Origin of the sequence: Cupriavidus sp. IDO (genome assembly GCF_000812465.1) — a bacterium.
Lineage (GTDB): Bacteria > Pseudomonadota > Gammaproteobacteria > Burkholderiales > Burkholderiaceae > Cupriavidus.
The window spans coordinates 73377-87578 of the sequence record NZ_JWMA01000063.1; the positions used below are offsets into that span (position 1 = coordinate 73377).

Here is a 14202-nt window from a genome sequence, read left to right on the forward strand (position 1 = left end):
GCAGCACGGGAAAGCTGCGAGATGATGGTTGCTCTGCCACTATGAATCCACGCAAGCGCCAGACGGATTCCCGACGATGCTTGATAGCGATCCATGGACATCATGACTAGTGCGAATGCCTGTGATGAATATCCGGGTAGTGGGGATGCTTGTGAGTGATGGGGGCGTGTCGGTGGGTATGGACGTGGGGTTCCTTTCCATCCCACGAAAAATCATGCTCGTGCTGATGGTGTTCATCGTGGCGATGCGCATGCGTGTGTTCCATCGCCTCATGGGTGTGTTCGTGCTCGTGCCGTTCGCGCAGATGCAGCCACACACCCAATGCCATCAGCGCTGCCGCGAGCCAGAACAGGACATTCGGTATCTCCGGCCACAACAGGAAGGAGATGACCACGCCGAACAGGGGAGCCACTGAGAAATATGCACCTGTCCTGGCCGTACCAAGATGACGAAGCGCGATCACGAACAGCGCCAGGCTCACGCCGTAGCCGGCAAAGCCGATTACCATTGCCGAAGCCAAGGGTAACGCTCCCGGGAGCGCGCTGCCTGCCAACAGCGCAAATCCCGTATTGCACGCGCCCGCGACCAGGCCCTTCAGACAGGCGATCAGGACTGCGTCATTGGATGACACTTTCCGGGTGAGATTGTTGTCGACCGCCCAGCATCCACATGCGCCCACGATAAGCAGCGCACCTGGAGACAAGGTGGCAGCGCCCGGCTGCCAGGAAAGAAGAATGCCCCCGGCAACGATGGCAATCATGCCAAGCACAATCTGCCGATCGGCGTTCTCCTTGAACACGATCCAGGCGATGAGCGCCGTGAAGACGCCCTCCACGTTCAACAGGAGCGAGGCGGATGCCGCGCTGGTCACGGCAAGCCCAGTCATCAGAAGTGCCGGGCCGGCCACTCCGCCCGCCAGGATCGCTCCCAGAAGCCACGGAATCTCCTGGCGCGGAATCGGCGGTTGCGGCGGGGTCTGGCTGTCGGCCTTCTGCGTGAGCTTCCTAAGCAGCAGGAATCCGCCAAGGCCCAGGCCGCTGCCAAGGTACAACAGTCCCGCCAGCAACAGCGGCGAGATTGTGCCCGTCAGGGTCTTGGCCAGCGGCGTGCTGGCGCCGAACAGGAGTGCGGCGGCGAGCGCGGGGGCGGCGGCACGAACGGACATGTCAGCGATGTCGGCTAGAAATGGTGGCCTATTGTCGCGCGTTCCCGCAGACCATGCCGGAAGTGCGGTGCTTGCTGCAAGTATGGGTTCGGCGTGGCAAGGTTGTCGCTCGATGCCTTCGCTGACAATCGGTCAATCGATCGGCTCCACACGCCGGAATGCACGCAGAAGCGCAAGATCATAGGCAATCTTCAACAGTCCGCAGGCCAGCAACGGGGCTCCGGCCCAGCCCGCTGCCAGCAGCGCACCGGCGATCGTCGGACCAAGGGCGCCGGCCAGGCTTCTTGGCACCGCTGTCACGCTGGCGGCGGCGGTGCGCTCCGCAGGTGTGACCACTGCCATGACGTAGGCCGTCCGGGTAGGTACGTCCATTTGGGAAAGCGCGCTGCGAACCAGCAGCAGTGCCAGCGTCGGGGCCAGCATTGGCGAAAGCGCGGCGGCGATCAGGCAAAGGCTGGCCGGGATATGGGTGAACACCATGGTGTTCAGCAATCCGAATTTGCGTGCCAACGGTACGGCAACGAGTTGCGAACCTGCGCTCAGCAGCCCTGCCCAGAAGAAGAACAGGCCGGCGGCGCCGGGAGAAAGGCCGAATCGCTGCATCAGCCACAGTGACAGCAGTGAGTTCACCACCAGGCCGCCGGCAAAGGCATCCACGCTGAAGAGCAGCGCGAGACGGATGACGATACCGCGCGACGTGCCAAGCGGGGTGCCCGCGGATGGCGCGTGAGGGTGAGGATCGGGCAGGCGAATATAGAGAAACAAGAGGGCGACACCGGTCAAGGCATAGACGATGAACATCGCGCGCATGGCGGTGAGATGTGACAGGCCCGCATGTGCCACGAGCCAGCCCGGCAATGCCGCCGCCAGCGCGCCCAGGCCGGCCGAGAACGCACCGGTCAGGCTGTAACGCGCGAACAGTGCCGTGCGCGCCTGCGGGGCTGCCGCGTCCGCCAGGCGCGCCTGCTCCAGCGGCAGGAACAGGCTGACGTCCCCGGAGCTCGGGTTGAGCGTGCCGACAAATGCGACGAGCAGGAGCGGCCACAGGGAAGACAGTCCGGCAAATCCCATTCCGGTCGCGGCCATCAGGGCGGCCGCGAGCGTCAGCAGGCGGCGCTGCGAGTAGCGCGGACTGACAATGCCGACCAGTATCGTCGCCAGCGCGGAGCCGGCCAGGGTGGCACTGCTGAGCAGGCCCACCGCCAGCGGATCGAACCCGAGCGCAAGCAGGTATGCCGGCAGCAGTACGGCAATGAAACCATCGCAAACACCGCGCATTGCGCGGCCGATCAGTAGCGGCATGGCGCCTGGATGCACGCCGTCCGGCAGCACAACCCGCGCGAGCCAGCCACCGCCGGCGATCGCAGGCTGTTCCTTATGCATAAGCATGGCGAATATGCCTGACATGCCGTGCGTCACGGCCGCATGGCAGCGATGGGAAGCGGGTGTGCTGCCGCCTGATATGTCTCATCGACCGCGCTACCTGGCGCCCGCACTCTCGAACGAGAAGGCATCGAACAAGGTGACGCTGTCAGCCTTGGTCCATACACCGACGGCACCCGGCCCGGTGATGTGCTCATCCGCCACGTCGATGTATCGCTTGCCATCGAGCGCCACCTGGATGCGATGGCCCGCAAATTCCACGCGCAGCGTATGCCAGACCCTGGCGGCAACGGGCGCCTGGTGATACTGGATCGTGCGCCTGCGTCCGCCCGTCGTGTAATACAAGGAGACATTGTTCTCCAACGCATTTGCCCGGGCGACGTAGTAGTTGTCTGCGTCCTTCCAGCGCCAGACGACCCCGCCGGCCTGATCCTCGCGGCCGGCGATGGGTTTGAATCTCGCCTCCACGAAGCCATCGGCAATCGAAACCGCCTGATTCACGCACCAGGGGAAATCGCCGGACCCGGATTGCCTGAGAACATTGGCGTGGGCGGATGCGGTCGTGTCGGCTTCGATGGTCCATTTCGGGGTGCCACGCCCCGTGACGCCACAGACCCATCCGGCGGGCAAGGTTCCAGCGCGCTGCTGGCTGAACATGATGGTCTCTCCAATGGCTGGCACGGCCATCGACAGCATCCATGCCATGAGCAGGATTGGCTTCATGCGACACCTCCGTGCTGATGATGGCTCACCGTTCAGGCTGGCATCTTCGGCGGCCAGCGGTGTGTCTCCGCCTGGCAGTGCTGGCACCACGCATACAGGGCGTCATACATCACCATGCCGTGACCGAGCATCTCGTGATCGTCCGCGAACACTTGCGACAGGCCCAGGGAGATAGCGTAGAGGCCGCCAGACTGCGGAGTCAGGTCGAGCCTTGACGTATCGGCGCCACGCACGATTTCCGCCAGTTGCCGCAGGGCGGGATCGGTCATGCCGTACTTTTGCAGGAAGGCATCAAAGCTGCACTGCTCGCCGACGTGCGACAGCTCTACCCCTGGGATGTCGTATGGGATCGCGCCCGTCTCGCCGGCCACGCGTACCACGTCACCGGCGGGCACATAGAGAAACTCCGGCGTCTTGTCGATAAACCGGGCGATCAGCCACGGACACGCGATACGGTCGATCTTGGGTCGTTCCCGGGTAATCCATTTCATTGTCGTCTCCGCTACGGGTTGCCGAGGGTGCGCACACGCGACAGCGGGAAGCCATCGCGACAGGCTGTGAGTGCCGCCTTGCTACTACCGAACAGCGTCGAAGCGCTCGGCGGCCCGCCCCCAATGGATGTTCTGCATGAACGCGTCCACATAGGCAGCGGCTTTCGCGCCATAGTCCATGTGGTAGGAATGCTCATACATGTCGAGGGCCAGGATCGGCGAGGCGCCGGCCAGTGTATGAGCGTGGTCGGAAGCCCACTGGTTGACAAGCCGCCGGTCTCGCGGGGAGTAGCTCAGCAACACCCAGCCCGAGCCGCCGCCAAGCGCCTTGCCCATCGCGGTGAATTCAGCCTGCCAGCGCCCGACGGAGCCGAAATCGCGCGCCAGGGCCGCCTCCAGCCCGCCGCCGAGGGCGCCGCCATCGCCGAGGCTATCGAAATACACCTCATGCAGGATCATGGAGTTCGTGGCGATCAGTTCTTCGCGCTTCAGCCCGTTGAGCAAGAAAACCGGAGCGGTCGCCACATCGAGCGCGGCGAATTCGGCGGTAATCGCATTCAGGCGTTTCACCGCGCCGCCATAGTTATTCTCGTAGTGGCTGACGATCAGTTTCTCCGAGAGACCCGCGAGCCTGGCGGGTTCACAGGCCAGCGGCTTCATCTGGTAGGTCATGGTGTCCTCCTTGTTCATGCTGCTCAGTGGTGCAGCAACGGATACGCGGCGAGGCCGATCAGCGCCGCTCCGGCGACGATGACCGGTTCGGGCAGCTTCTTGAATCTCAGCAGCAGCGCGACCGTGCCGAGGGCAAGCAAGACGGTGGGAACGTCTACGATCGAGCGCCTGGCCAGCACGATCACCGCGCCGGTGATGGCGCCGACCGCCGCTGCCGTGACGCCATCGACAAAGGCGAGGATGGCAGGCAGCTTTCCGTACTTCTTGAAGTAGGGTGCCGGCAATACCGTGAACAGATAGCACGGCAGAAACGTGGCCGCGGCCGCGACACAGGCGCCAGGGAAACCGGCCACCAGGTAGCCGATGAACCCGACCGTGATGACCACGGGGCCGGGCGTGATCATCGCCACCGCGACCGCGTCAACAAACTGCTTATCGTTGAGCCAGTGGTAGTCCGTCACGACGCCGCCGTAGAGGAAGGGCACGATGGCGAGCCCCGAGCCGAACACGAAGGCTCCCGCCTTGGCAAAGAACACGCCGATCTGGGTCAGCAGTGGCCAGTCCAGCGTACCGAGCAGCCCGCTTGCGGCAGGTACCTGCGTGGCCGCCAGCGCGTTGGCGCCGCTTTGGCGAAGCCACTTTGGCGGAGCGCGCCAGAACCAGGTGACGACGCCTGCCGCCAGGAACAGCCAGGCGACTTCCGATTCGGTGATCACCGTGACGGCAGCCAGTATCAGGTAGATCGCCCACAGCAGTTTGTCCTTGCCCACACTCCTGGTCGTGAGCTTGTAGGCGCTGATGGCGATGATGCCGATGACGGCTGCGCCAACGCCATAGAAGACCGACTGCATCCACGTCAATCCGCCAAAGGCCACATAGGCCCAGCCCAGCGCGACCACCATCAGGAACGACGGGAGCACGAACGCAATGCCGATCAGCGTGGCCCCGAGGATGCGGTAGTGGACGTAGCCGAGGTAGATGGCGAGTTGCGCGGCCAGCGGGCCGGGCGCCAGTTGCGCCAGTGCCAGGCCTTCCTTGTAGTCGGCATCGGTAATCCAGCTGCGGCGTTCCACGAGGTCGCGGTGCATATAGCCGGCCAGCGCGACCGGACCGCCGAAGCCGAAGGTGCCCAGGCGAAGAAAGTAAAGGACCAGCTGCCAGAGGGTGTAGCCGGGCCGTTCGGCGCCTGGTGCCTGCGAAATGCCGGTTTGCGGCAGGTTGCTCATGGATTTTCCCTGGGAGAGATCGAAATCAGGATTTCCGGTTGGCCGAGAAGTGGGCGTAGAGCGAATCGAGCACAAGGCTGACTTCCGCCAGAAGTGCATCATCGCCGGCCAGCCGCCCTCGCGCGCCGGCCAGCATGGCTTCAAATCCGCTGGCCTCTGGTACCGACGGGCCGCCTATGTCCAGCGCATGTACCATTGCGCCGAGACGGCCGAGCCCGCGGTTCGAATCCAGGCCGAAGCTGGCCAGCAGCACCTCGAAGGACACGCGATCGCCGACATGGGTGAACGTCGCGCCGTCGAAATCGAAGCCAAGCGCGTCATCCGGGCAGTCGGCCGCGTTTTCGAGCCAGAGGAAACGGGCGTGCGGGTCGATGAAGCGCTGGATCAGCCAGGCGCTGGCCACGCGGTCTACCCACAGGTGGCGGCGCGTTGCCCAAAGCCGTCCCTGATACTGGGCCGGATCCCGCCGGGCGATGCTGGCCGACGAAGGATGCGGCTCGCCGGGCGACTGGATTGTTGTGATGGCATTGCTGAAATCATTCCACTGGGCTTCGGCACGGGTGGAAGCCTCGTTGGGAAAGAAGTCGATCTTGCGAATCGCTTCGTACGTTCGCCCGTGCCGGCGCAGCAGGCGGTTGAGTTCGGCATTGCTCAGGCCGGACAGCAGCTTGCGGGCTTCGGACAGCGCTTCCTGCAGTTCGGCATAGTCAGCGCTGCGGTCAAACAAGGCACGGTAGGCAGCGACCTCGTCTGGATCTTCGGCATGGACGCTTAACAGCCAGGCCTGTCCGTCCTCCTGCCGGGTCTCGTCCGCCAACTCACGCAATTGGGCGACCTGTTCCTCGCCTGATGGCAACAAATAGGCGCCGTCGCGCAGCGCGGCGCAGCCGAGCGTCTTGGTCGTGCGCCAGATCCGCATGCGCGCAGTGGCGCCGGATGTTGGCAGGCTGACAACCAGCAGGGCCCAGGAATCAGTGAAAGCAGTCATGAGGGCATGGTAGAAGCCCATAGACTATCTTTCAACAATGTAGAGATATCTACATCGTTTCGTGGGTTCTCAAAAGGCATAGCCCTGTCGTCCATGCGACGACGGGGCTTCCCATGTTGCCCGCCGGCCGAAAGTTCAGCCCGCAGCGCCCTCCAGCGCTGCTTCGTATTGCCCCAGGCAGGCCATGCCATTCAGCCGCGAGCGCTGCAGCAGTGCCCGTTGCGCCAGCGCCGCGTTTGCGGCCTCGCCGCGCCAGGCCAGCAGGGGCGGCTCCTGCAAGGCGCGCCCGTAGGAGAAGCTCAGCCGCCAGGGCAACGGGCCGAGCCGGTTCATGGCATCGAGATTGGCGGTGGCCTCGACGGGCGTCTGTCCGCCGGACAGGAAGAAGATGCCCGGCACTGCCGCCGGCACCGTGCGCTTGAGCACCTGCACCGTCTGCATGGCAACCTCGGCTGGCGCCGCATGCCCGGCCTCCTTGCCGGGGAGCACCATGCTGGGTTTCAGCAGCATGTGTTCGAGCGCCACCGCATGCCGGTGCAAGGCGTGGAAGACTTCGTGCAGGACGGCCTCGGTAACTTCGGCGCAACGCGCCATGGAATGCGCGCCGTCCATCAGCACCTCTGGCTCGACGATGGGCACCACGCCCGACTCCTGGCAGATGGCGGCATAGCGTGCCAGCGCCTCCGCATTGGCCTGGATAGCGAGCCGGCCGGGCAGCTGGTCCGACACGTTGTACACCGTGCGCCACTTGGCAAAGCGCGCGCCCTGCTGGCGATAGCCGACAAGCCGCTTGGCCAGGCCGTCGAGACCTTCGGTGATCTCGTCGCCGGGTGCGTGGGCGAGCGCGAGCTTGCCCTTGTCCACCTTGATGCCGGGCACGATGCCCTGGCGCGCAGCCAGTTCCGGCAGCGGCGTGCCATCGTCGGCGCGCTGGCCCAGCGTTTCCTCGTACAGGATCACGCCGCTGATGAATTCACCCAGGCCCGGTGCCGACAGGAGCAGGTTGCGCCACGCGCGGCGGTTTTCCTCGCTCGATTCCACGCCGATGCGCTCGAACCGCTTGGCGATTGTCGGCCCGCTCTCGTCGGCGGCCAGCAGGCCTTTGCCCGCTTGTACCAGGGCGTCCACGGTGGCTTGCAGTTCGCTTCGTGTGTCCATGATGTTGCTCCGCGAGGGTGACATAGGCACAAGCATTCACTCGTCAATGCAATCGCGCAAGAGAGCCGGGGGCGCGTGGGCTGTGCTTATGGTGGCCGCCCGAACGCTTCGCGCAGCTTGCCCTTGGCCCGCTCGAGCGTGGCGCGGCGCTCCCTGGGCAGGTGACGGCCGGCGCGATTGATATAAAAATTGAGCATCGACATCGCCGACTGGAAAGCCGTGCCCTTGCGGCGGCGGCTGCTCTGGGCGGAACGCTTGAGCGAAGCGGCGATCTCCTCGGGGTTGTCCGAGGCGAACAGATGCGGTTCGAGGTCCAGCGCGTCGCTGTGCTCGGTCACGTCCTGCGACCAGCGCCGCACTTTCCGGGCGCGAGTCCTGGCGCGGCCCTTTGCCGGTCGGCGAGTGGATTTGGTGGCGGCCATCTCCGATCCTCCAACAGCTGCATTGGCACCCAGTAAGCGTAGGCAAATTTTCGCCGTGTTGGCCGCTCCGGGGCGGCAAGACCCGTACACATGCCTAAGCTGACGCGCCAACAAGCGCCTACCAGTGGCTATCCGAACCTCCAGGCGCCGGGCCGCGGTGAGCTGCAAACCGATCCAGCAGGAAATCCACCAGCGCCCGGATTTTGTCGGGACGGTTGTTGCGCGCCGGGAAAACCAGGTAGATATCTGCCGGCGAGAACTGCCATTGCGGGAGCACCCGCCGCAAGGCGCCGCCACGCAGATGCTCGGCGACGTCCCACTCGGAGCGCACGATCAGTCCCTGCCCGTCGAGCGCCCAGGCCAGGGCGGATTCCCCGTCATTGGTACTCATGGTCCCGCGAACCTTGATGGTTTCCTGCTGCACGCCGTTGCGCATGTGCCAGGTGCCGAAGGTCTCGTCGGCCTCGCGAATGAAGATGCAGTTGTGCCGTGCAAGTTCACGCGGGCTTGACGGCGCGCCGGCCGCTTCAAGGTAGCGCGGCGCTGCGCACAGCAGACGGCGGTTGTTGGCCAGCAGCCTCGCCGTCAGCCGCACATCCGGCATCTCGCCGAAATGGACCATGGCGTCCAGGCCCTGTTCGACGAGGTTCAGCGGACGATCGCTCAGATGGAGCTGAACCTCGATTTTCGGATACCTGCGCGAAAACTCCGAAAGCGCCGGCGCGATATGCCGGCGGCCGAACCCGAGTGTGGCGCCGACCTTCAGCAACCCGTGCGGCGTACTGCTGCTTCCGGCGATCGTGCGCTCGAGCGCTTCCATTTCCGCGAGGATGCGGGCGCCTTCCACCAGGTAGTTTTCTCCCTCCGGCGTCAGGCTGATCCGGCGCGTCGTCCGGTGCAGCAGCCGCACGCCCAAGCGCGCTTCGAGGCCGGCCAGCCGTTTGCTGACCGCAGGCGGCGTCACGCCAAGTTCCTGGGCGGCGCCCGCAAGGCTTCCGTGCTTGTTGATGCACTGGAAGAAGGCGAGGTCGGAGAAGTTATCCATTAGTGAATGAGGGGAACCAAAGAAGTAACTCGTCCTGAATTATGTTTTTGTGGGTAAATGATACGATGATTTCCATAACAATTCATACCCATCGGAGACGCTCGTGAAGCTTGCCCACCTCACCGCCTTGCTGGTCTGTGCCGCTTCCATCGGCACGGCTGCTGCCCAGTCCTATCCTCAACGCCCGGTGCGCCTGATCGTGCCGTACGCCCCGGGCGGCAGCGCTGATATCGCCGCCCGGCTGGTTTCGGATGCGTGGTCGAAGAGCCTGGGCGGCACCATCGTCGTCGAAAACCGTGCCGGCGCCGGCGGCAATATTGGTGTCGATGCCGTCGCCAAGGCCGCTGCCGATGGCTACACGATTGGCCTGCAAACGGTGTCGCTGGCGATCAACCCGGGCCTGTTCCCGCGCATGCCGTACGACACGCTGAAGGACCTGGCCCCGATCGGCATGGTCGCCAGCTCGCAGCATGTGCTGGTGGTCAACAACAACGTGCCCGCCAAAAACCTGCAGGAACTGATCGCTGCCGCGAAGGCCGCGCCGGGCAAGCTGACGTACGGCTCCGCGGGCAATGGCAGCACCTTCCACATGTCCGCCGAGCTGTTCAAGTCGGTGGCCAACGTCTCCATCGTCCATGTGCCGTATCGCGGCGGCGGCCCGGCCCTCGTTGACACCATTGCCGGCCAGGTCGACATGAGCTTCCCGGTGGTGTCGGCGGCCCAGCAGCATGTGCAGGGCGGCAAGCTCAGGGCGCTCGCGGTCACGGGCTCCAGGCGCTCCGCGCAGTTGCCGAATGTTCCGACCGCGGCGGAGGCGGGCCTGCCTGGCTACAACTTCGAAACCTGGTTCATGGTGTTCGCGCCGGCGGGCACGCCCAGGCCCGTCATCGACAAGCTGAACGCCGCGCTGAATGCCGCGCTGGCTTCGCCGGCGACCAAAGACCGGATGTTCAAGGAAGGCTTCGAGCCGACCCCGACCACGCCCGATGCGGCGCGCCAGCGCCTGGAGAAGGAAATGCCCATGTGGGCACAGTTGATCAAGCAGCGCGGCATCACCGCGGAATGAGTGTAGACAAGGCAGCAGCCATGACAGCAATGATACCGAAGACCCTGTACCGGAAGCTGGTCGACTCCCACACGGTGGCCAGGATCGATGACGACAACGTCCTGTTGTATTGCGACCTGCACCTGATGAACGAGTACACCAGCCCGCAGGCCTTTGCCGGGCTGCATGAGCAAGAGCGCGGTGTGCTGGTCCCGGGGCAGAACGTTTCCGTCGTCAGCCATATCATCCCGACGCACCCCGTGGCGATCCGCGTGATCGCGGATCCCGCCTCGGCGCTGCAGGCCACCAACCTGCGCGACAACTGCAACCGGCACGCGATTCCGCTATTCGATACCAACGACACGCTGCAAGGCATCGAGCACGTGATCGCCCCCGAACACGGCATGATCCGGCCGGGCATGGTGGTGATCTGCGGCGACAGCCATACCACGACCTACGGTGCGCTCGGCGCGCTCGGCTTCGGTATCGGCACCTCCGAGGTCGAGCATGTGCTGGCGACCCAGACGCTGGTCTACCGGATGGCAAAGACCATGCGCATCCGCGTGGACGGCAAGCTCCCTGCCGGCACGACCGCCAAGGACCTGATCCTCAGGATCATCGGCGCGATCGGCGCGCAGGGCGCGCGCGGCTATGTCGTCGAATACTGCGGCTCGGCCATTCGCGACCTGAGCGTCGAGGCACGCTTTACGCTCTGCAACATGACGGTGGAAGCCGCGGCGCGCGGCGCGCTGATTGCGCCGGATGCAGTGGCCACCGACTATGTGCTGCGCCGCGCCGTGGACATCGAAGGTCCGCAGCGCGAGGCTGCGCTCCGGTACTGGGACACGCTCCACAGCGATCCTGGCGCCGAATTCGACATGGACTACGTCTTCAATGCCAGCGATGTCGAGCCCCACGTGACGTGGGGAACCAGCCCCGACCAGGTGTTGCCGGTTTCCGGATGCATTCCGTTTCCCGAAGACCAGATCGACGAAGCCGAGCAGCGCTCGGTCGAGCGCGCGCTGTCGTACACGCGCCTGCAGCCGGGCGCGGCGCTGGAAGGCACCGCGATCCAGCATGTATTCATCGGGTCGTGCACCAACGGGCGCATCGAGGATCTGCGGGCCGTCGCCGGCGTGGTTCGTGGCAGGAAGGTGGCCGCCGGAGTCAGGGCCATGGTGGTGCCGGGCTCCGGTGCGGTCAAGGCGCAGGCGGAACGCGAAGGTCTTGCCGATATCCTCACCGCCGCCGGATTCGAATGGCGGCAACCGGGGTGCTCGATGTGCCTGGCCATGAACGACGACGTGCTTGCCGACGGCGTGCGCTGTGCGTCCACCACCAACCGCAATTTCGAGGGCAGGCAGGGGCGCGGTGCCATCACGCACCTGATGAGCCCGGCCATGGCCGCCGCAGCGGCCGTCACCGGCGCCATCACCGACGTCCGCAAGCTGGAGATCTCGCATGTCTGAAGCAATCCGCATCACCGGCAAAGGCGCCGCGATCCGCTTTGGAAACCTCGATACCGACCAGATCATCCCGAAGCAGTTCCTCCGCGGGATCGACAAGGCCGGCCTGGACAAGGGCATTCTCTACGACCACCGCTTCGATGCCACCGGAGCGCTGCGCCCGGACTTTGTGCTGAATCGGCCTGAGTACGCCGGCACCAGCATCCTTGTGGGCGGCGCAAACTTCGGCTGCGGGTCGAGCCGGGAGCACGCGGTATGGGGGCTGCAGCAATTCGGCATTCGCGCCGTGATTGCACCGAGCTTCGGCGAGATCTTCTATTCGAACGCCATGAACAACCGGCTGCTGCTCGTGATGCTGCCGCGCGACGTCATCGAGCAGTTGATGAACGACGTGGACGCGGACAGCAATAACGTCATCGGCATCGATGTCGAGACGATGCGGGTGCGTACCCCTGCCGGAGACCATCCCTTTGACTTGTCGGCGCGGCACCGCCACATGTTCCTCGAAGGCCTCGACATGATTGGTCTCTCGCTGCAACAGCGCGGCGAGATCGAGCAGTTTGTCCGGCAGTACTGGGCCGAGTTTCCGTGGGCAAAGGACGTGGCACGGCGCACGCGTGACCGTCTGGGTGCGACCTGAAGCTGGCCCGGCAAGTACGCCGGAGTAACACGTATGGTCGATTCGGGGATGCTCCCTCGCCAACCTGACATCGGCCCCCGACTCCTTTCCGTCATCTACTTGGCTTGGCGAAACCTCGCCATGGAGATGTCTGCGATATAAGACCCGTCAGGCGGCCGTATCCGCCTTTCGAAGCGCCCTTCTTCCAGAAAGCGGAAGCGCCCATATAGCGATATCGCGCGCATATTGGTCGCCCGGACTCGAAGCTCAATCTTCCCCACCGCCGGGGTGCAAACCGCCCAATCCAGGATTGCGTCATCTGCCGCCGCAGCCTCCGGCTTGCATTCACCCTTCCAAAGAAGGGTGTCATCCTTTCACAACGTGCCGATGATTAAACACGAGCGCGGTCTGCCAACAGAATGGCGCTTCAGGTAAATTGCCGATTGCCGTCTGGGATGCAGCCCGGCAACAGATGGCCATGGCGGGCATGGTCTCGCCTGGCGACAATCCATAACAAAACGAATAAGAGGTTACCTCCGTGGGTCGTGTTCTCTCATCGCTGGCGTTATCCGCGCTGGCTGTTGTTGTCTCTGGCTGCGCTGTCGTGGCACCCGCCTATACCCCTTCCGTCGACAACGTGCAGGCCCTGAAGGCTAGCGGTGCCGGGAAAGCGAGGATCGGTGCCTTCAATGCCATAGAGAGCTCGGCAAATCCCAATCAGATACCGCTGCGCGCCAATACCATGCGCTCGCCTTATGGCGGTACGTTCTCGGCATACCTGTCCGAAGCGATTACGCGCGAGCTGACCATGGCAGGCAAGCTCGCTCCTGATTCGGATATCGAAGTCACGGGAACGCTGCTAAAGAACCAGATTGACCCCGCAATCTCCACCGGTAACGGCACGATCGAGGCTCGCTTTGTAGTTAAGAAGGGCGGCGCGGTGCGCTACGACCGCGTCAAGTCTGTCTATCGCGAATGGGAATCCTCATTCGCCGCGGCCATCGCCATTCCGCGCGCAGTGCAGGAGTACAGCATTTCCGTTCAAACGCTGCTCGGCAATCTCTATGCGGATTCGGATTTTATCAACGCTCTCAAATAACCAGAAGGAATCAACAATGCGGTCATTGGTTCAAATCGGCGCCGTGGTAGCGAGCGCCGCGGTACTTGCCGGCTGTGCACATCCGATCGTCATGGCGACGGAAAAATCCGCGCCCACAGAAGCGCTCGCACAGAAGATTGACAAGAACGTCGGCTATGTCATTCCCGCCGGTTTGCGCGAGAAGGAAATCGTTACGCCAGGAGGCGGTGGCGACAAGGTCAGCTATTTTCCCTACCGCGACATCGAACTCCCGATGTACTCGACGCTTTCAAATGTATTTGCCAACGTCAGCAAGCTGAAGGCGCCCAATGACGAGGCCGCTATTCGCAATGGCCAGATCAGCTATATCGTGACGCGGGAAATGGTCACCGACTCGTCGTCCGACAGCGCCCTGACCTGGCCGCCGACGCAATTCACAATCAAGCTGACCTGTACCGTGACCGACCTCACTGGTGCAATCGTGCTGAAGAAGGAAGTGAGCGGCGTCGGCAAGGCTGAATTCTCGGAATTCAAGCGCAATTTTGCGCTGTCGGCGCACCGCGCCAGCGAAGACGCCCTCAAGCAGTTGCAAGCCGCCCTGGCATCGGCACCCGAGTTGCGGAACGCATCCATCCAACCGTCTCCGATCGTCGTGGCGCCGAAGGCGGCAGCGACCCAGTAAGCCCCCGGCAAGCGACCGGCGCGACCTCCGCCGCAGGCT

Annotated in this window: 15 protein-coding genes; 5 read left to right on the forward strand and 10 right to left on the reverse strand. The window is 64.1% G+C overall.

The window, feature by feature from the left end:
* Window positions 1–106: 106 nt before the first annotated feature.
* From RM96_RS19685 to RM96_RS19730, 10 genes are all read right to left on the reverse strand, one after another.
* Complete coding sequence (locus RM96_RS19685) at window positions 107–1165, reverse strand: DMT family transporter (protein ID WP_039013015.1); 1059 nt, start codon at window positions 1163–1165, stop codon at window positions 107–109.
* A gap of 132 nt (window positions 1166–1297) precedes the next feature.
* Window positions 1298–2554, reverse strand: a complete 1257-nt coding sequence (locus RM96_RS19690) for an MFS transporter (RefSeq protein ID WP_039013017.1) — start codon at window positions 2552–2554, stop codon at window positions 1298–1300.
* Between the two features lie 90 nt (window positions 2555–2644).
* Entirely contained in the window at window positions 2645–3271 is a 627-nt protein-coding gene (locus tag RM96_RS19695) for a hypothetical protein (protein ID WP_039013021.1), read from the reverse strand.
* Between the two features lie 32 nt (window positions 3272–3303).
* Complete coding sequence (locus RM96_RS19700) at window positions 3304–3762, reverse strand: chromate resistance protein ChrB domain-containing protein (protein ID WP_039013023.1); 459 nt, start codon at window positions 3760–3762, stop codon at window positions 3304–3306.
* A gap of 84 nt (window positions 3763–3846) precedes the next feature.
* Entirely contained in the window at window positions 3847–4434 is a 588-nt protein-coding gene (locus RM96_RS19705; RefSeq protein ID WP_039013104.1) for a superoxide dismutase, read from the reverse strand.
* Window positions 4435–4457: 23 nt separating this feature from the next.
* Window positions 4458–5660, reverse strand: a complete 1203-nt coding sequence (locus RM96_RS19710; RefSeq protein ID WP_039013025.1) for a chromate transporter — start codon at window positions 5658–5660, stop codon at window positions 4458–4460.
* A gap of 25 nt (window positions 5661–5685) precedes the next feature.
* Window positions 5686–6648 carry a chromate resistance protein ChrB domain-containing protein gene (locus RM96_RS19715; RefSeq protein WP_039013105.1) on the reverse strand — a complete coding sequence of 321 codons (963 nt, stop codon included), beginning with the start codon at window positions 6646–6648 and terminating at the stop codon, window positions 5686–5688.
* A 135-nt stretch (window positions 6649–6783) separates the two neighbouring features.
* Window positions 6784–7806 (reverse strand): class I fructose-bisphosphate aldolase, encoded by a 1023-nt coding sequence (locus RM96_RS19720; protein ID WP_039013027.1) that lies wholly within the window; start codon window positions 7804–7806, stop codon window positions 6784–6786.
* A gap of 86 nt (window positions 7807–7892) precedes the next feature.
* Window positions 7893–8228 carry a DUF3175 domain-containing protein gene (locus RM96_RS19725; RefSeq protein WP_039013030.1) on the reverse strand — a complete coding sequence of 112 codons (336 nt, stop codon included), beginning with the start codon at window positions 8226–8228 and terminating at the stop codon, window positions 7893–7895.
* Between the two features lie 118 nt (window positions 8229–8346).
* Window positions 8347–9273, reverse strand: a complete 927-nt coding sequence (locus RM96_RS19730; RefSeq protein WP_039013032.1) for a LysR family transcriptional regulator — start codon at window positions 9271–9273, stop codon at window positions 8347–8349.
* 103 nt (window positions 9274–9376) lie between these two features.
* Between RM96_RS19730 and RM96_RS19735 the strand changes: the two genes are divergently transcribed.
* The 5 genes from RM96_RS19735 to RM96_RS19755 all read left to right on the forward strand — a co-directional run bounded on the left by RM96_RS19735 (window position 9377) and on the right by RM96_RS19755 (window position 14163).
* Window positions 9377–10339: a tripartite tricarboxylate transporter substrate binding protein gene (locus RM96_RS19735; protein WP_039013034.1), complete on the forward strand. Its 963-nt coding sequence runs from the start codon at window positions 9377–9379 to the stop codon at window positions 10337–10339.
* A 29-nt stretch (window positions 10340–10368) separates the two neighbouring features.
* The gene (leuC, locus tag RM96_RS19740; protein WP_082016611.1) at window positions 10369–11787 is read left to right on the forward strand and encodes a 3-isopropylmalate dehydratase large subunit; all 1419 of its coding nucleotides are present in this window, start codon (window positions 10369–10371) and stop codon (window positions 11785–11787) included.
* Window positions 11780–12424, forward strand: a complete 645-nt coding sequence (gene leuD, locus RM96_RS19745) for a 3-isopropylmalate dehydratase small subunit (protein ID WP_039013036.1) — start codon at window positions 11780–11782, stop codon at window positions 12422–12424. The genes leuC and leuD overlap by 8 nt, the downstream gene beginning before the upstream one ends.
* Window positions 12425–12941: 517 nt before the next feature.
* Window positions 12942–13502, forward strand: a complete 561-nt coding sequence (locus RM96_RS19750) for a hypothetical protein (RefSeq protein ID WP_052279599.1) — start codon at window positions 12942–12944, stop codon at window positions 13500–13502.
* On the forward strand, window positions 13468–14163 hold the full coding sequence (locus RM96_RS19755) for a hypothetical protein (protein ID WP_193752484.1): 696 nt from the start codon (window positions 13468–13470) through the stop codon (window positions 14161–14163). Before RM96_RS19750 ends, RM96_RS19755 begins: the two co-directional genes overlap by 35 nt.
* The last annotated feature ends 39 nt before the right edge of the window (window positions 14164–14202 follow it).

Excerpts from the sequence above, each read along its gene's own strand:
- RM96_RS19755 (WP_193752484.1), top strand. The coding sequence starts at position 13,468 with ATGCGGATTCGGATTTTATCAACGCTCTCAAATAACCAGAAGGAATCA.
- RM96_RS19730 (WP_039013032.1), bottom strand. The coding sequence starts at position 9,273 with ATGGATAACTTCTCCGACCTCGCCTTCTTCCAGTGCATCAACAAGCAC.
- RM96_RS19720 (WP_039013027.1), bottom strand. The coding sequence starts at position 7,806 with ATGGACACACGAAGCGAACTGCAAGCCACCGTGGACGCCCTGGTACAA.
- RM96_RS19710 (WP_039013025.1), bottom strand. The coding sequence starts at position 5,660 with ATGAGCAACCTGCCGCAAACCGGCATTTCGCAGGCACCAGGCGCCGAA.
- RM96_RS19695 (WP_039013021.1), bottom strand. The coding sequence starts at position 3,271 with ATGAAGCCAATCCTGCTCATGGCATGGATGCTGTCGATGGCCGTGCCA.
- RM96_RS19685 (WP_039013015.1), bottom strand. The coding sequence starts at position 1,165 with ATGTCCGTTCGTGCCGCCGCCCCCGCGCTCGCCGCCGCACTCCTGTTC.
- leuC (WP_082016611.1), top strand. The coding sequence starts at position 10,369 with ATGATACCGAAGACCCTGTACCGGAAGCTGGTCGACTCCCACACGGTG.
- RM96_RS19700 (WP_039013023.1), bottom strand. The coding sequence starts at position 3,762 with ATGAAATGGATTACCCGGGAACGACCCAAGATCGACCGTATCGCGTGT.
- leuD (WP_039013036.1), top strand. The coding sequence starts at position 11,780 with ATGTCTGAAGCAATCCGCATCACCGGCAAAGGCGCCGCGATCCGCTTT.
- RM96_RS19690 (WP_039013017.1), bottom strand. The coding sequence starts at position 2,554 with ATGCTTATGCATAAGGAACAGCCTGCGATCGCCGGCGGTGGCTGGCTC.
- RM96_RS19705 (WP_039013104.1), bottom strand. The coding sequence starts at position 4,434 with ATGACCTACCAGATGAAGCCGCTGGCCTGTGAACCCGCCAGGCTCGCG.
- RM96_RS19725 (WP_039013030.1), bottom strand. The coding sequence starts at position 8,228 with ATGGCCGCCACCAAATCCACTCGCCGACCGGCAAAGGGCCGCGCCAGG.
- RM96_RS19715 (WP_039013105.1), bottom strand. The coding sequence starts at position 6,648 with ATGACTGCTTTCACTGATTCCTGGGCCCTGCTGGTTGTCAGCCTGCCA.